Annotated in this window: 2 protein-coding genes and 1 pseudogene; all 3 read left to right on the top strand. The window is 64.3% G+C overall.

Translation table 11 applies throughout. The annotated features are described in order from the left end of the window. The coding region (queG, locus tag WBB85_RS23500; protein WP_432640982.1) for a tRNA epoxyqueuosine(34) reductase QueG at positions 1-1,027 on the top strand (1,027 nt) is incomplete at its 5' end. A gap of 106 nt (positions 1,028-1,133) precedes the next feature. Further along, positions 1,134-1,328: a hypothetical protein gene (locus tag WBB85_RS23495; RefSeq protein WP_432640981.1), complete on the top strand. Its 195-nt coding sequence runs from the start codon at positions 1,134-1,136 to the stop codon at positions 1,326-1,328. A gap of 166 nt (positions 1,329-1,494) precedes the next feature. Beyond that, positions 1,495-1,578: pseudogene (locus WBB85_RS23490) on the top strand (RidA family protein); the annotation flags it as partial.

Genomic DNA, 1,578 nt, shown 5'->3' with positions numbered 1-1,578 from the left:
CGTAACGCAGAGGGCCCTTGAAGAGGGGTTCTCTGCAGTGGGTTTCTGTGCGCCAGGTGCGATCCCCGAAGCGACGGGACGGCTGGCGGCGTTCGTGGCGGCGGGCCGGCACGGGCAGATGGGCTGGATGGAGGAGCGCATGGGCTGGCGCGGCGATCCGGCCGCCCTCTGGCCCGAGGCGCGCACGGTGATCATGCTGGCCGAGGCTTATACGCCCGAGGCCGATCCGCTGGCGGTACTGGAAATGCCGGACCGGGCGGCGGTGTCCTGTTACGCGCAGGGCCGCGATTATCATGATCTGGTCAAGAAACGGCTGAAGCGGGTCGGCCGCTGGCTGATCGATGCGGCGGCGAAGCAAGGCGCGGCGGCCGAGATCAAGGTCTTCGTCGATACCGCGCCGGTGATGGAAAAGCCGCTGGGTCAGGCGGCCGGGCTTGGCTGGCAGGGCAAGCATACCAATCTGGTGGGGCGCGAGCTGGGGAGCTGGTTCTTTCTGGGCGCGATCTTCACCACGCTCGACCTGCCCAAGGATGCGGCCGAGGTCGATCATTGCGGGTCTTGCCGGGCTTGCCTCGACATCTGCCCGACAAAGGCCTTTCCGGCGCCCTACCAGCTCGATGCGCGGCGTTGCATTTCCTATCTGACGATTGAGCATAAGGGCCCGGTGGATGAGGATCTGCGCGCGCTGATGGGCAACCGCATCTATGGCTGCGACGACTGTCTGGCGGTCTGTCCGTGGAACAAGTTCGCGGTTCAGGCGCGCGAGGCAGGCTATGCGGCGCGGGTCGGCGCACCGGATCTGGCGGAACTGGCGGGTCTGGATGATGCCGCCTTTCGGGCGCGGTTTTCGGGCAGTCCGATCAAGCGCATCGGGCGCGACCGGTTCGTGCGTAACGTCCTCTATGCCATCGGAAATTCCGGTCTGCAGCGGCTTCGCGACGTGGCGCTGCGACTGGTCTCGGATCCCGATCCGGCGGTTGCCGATGCGGCGCGCTGGGCTGCGGGGCAGTTGGCGAAAACCCGCTAAAGTTGAATATCCCGGCGCTGATAAGGGGTGGAAATTGCGCCGATTCGGCCCCATCCTTGTCAGAAGAGGGGTCCGGGGCGCGCGTGGATGTCAGGAGGAGGATGTCATGAGCCGACATATCGTTGACCACCGCAAATCGCCCGAAGGGGGCCGGTTGAAGCACTTTGTCCAGCTTGAGAAAGCGCAGGGTGACGAAGGATCCCACCCCGCTGCAAAAGCCCTGCATGAGCGGCCCGTGGCACGTGAATCGAGTGCCAAGCTGCGCCAGTATACCCGCATCGAACGGGGTGAAACCGCCTGATGATCCGCTCATTGCGCCTGTAAGTCTGCCGCCCGGATTGGCCGGCGCGTGCCGGTATTGCGTTTCATCGGAATTCAGACCTTGATGGTCCGAAATCTGAGACTTGCCGCTTTAAGTCATTCCGGAAACGTTTTAGCTTCCGCGCCGAATGGAACTGGAGGACATAATGGCCGGAACGATCGACGCACGCCTTGCAGAATTGGGCATCACCCTGCCGGACGCCCCGGCGCCCGCCGCGAATTATGTGCCC

The organism is Albidovulum sp. (assembly GCF_049646345.1).
Taxonomy (GTDB): Bacteria; Pseudomonadota; Alphaproteobacteria; order Rhodobacterales; family Rhodobacteraceae; genus Albidovulum.
This window is presented reverse-complemented; position numbering and strand designations above follow the sequence as displayed.

Excerpts from the sequence above, each read along its gene's own strand:
- WBB85_RS23495 (WP_432640981.1), top strand. The coding sequence starts at position 1,134 with ATGAGCCGACATATCGTTGACCACCGCAAATCGCCCGAAGGGGGCCGG.